The 508-nt window shown below is 47.6% G+C and carries 1 protein-coding gene and 1 pseudogene; both read left to right on the forward strand.

Annotation, left to right across the window (positions count from 1 at the left end):
* Nucleotides 1-351, forward strand: a 351-nt coding sequence (locus tag R8O11_RS31555; RefSeq protein WP_318195430.1) for a cytochrome c-type biogenesis CcmF C-terminal domain-containing protein, incomplete at its 5' end; no start/stop codon positions are given.
* A pseudogene (locus tag R8O11_RS31560) lies at nucleotides 329-508 on the forward strand (DsbE family thiol:disulfide interchange protein); the annotation flags it as partial. The gene R8O11_RS31555 and the pseudogene R8O11_RS31560, both read left to right, overlap by 23 nt.

Below are 508 nucleotides of genomic sequence, written 5' to 3' on the forward strand. Positions count from 1 at the left end.
ATCGATTATCAAGGTATGGATTGGGTAATAGGGCCAAATTACACCGCAGAACAAGCAAGGATCATTTTGCGCCTTGATGATCAGACTCGCTCTGTATTACAACCTGAAAAACGCCATTATCCCGTGCGAGTAATGAACATGACTGAGCCCGCGATTCTGAGTTTATGGCACGGAGACTATTATCTGACGTTGGGGGATAAAGTTGGCACAAACGCTTATGCGATAAAAGTTCAGTACCGGGCGGGGATTTGGTGGATATGGTCAGGCGGTTTGATAGCGGTGTTTGGCGCACTGACGACTGTGTATCGCAAAAGAAAGAGGGCCGTGAATGTCACCGAAAACTATGCCTAAACTATTCGGGTTATTTATTGTTGTTGCCGTCTTTGCGGTCGTGGTCGTTGCGGCGTTATCTGACCGTCCCCACGTTGAACAAGCGAAGGAAAGCACGCTAATGGTTCCAAATTTCAGCGCTGTATCGGTTATCTCTGGAAAAGAGGTCACTCAGGTG

The organism is Vibrio sp. 1288 (assembly GCF_033344475.1).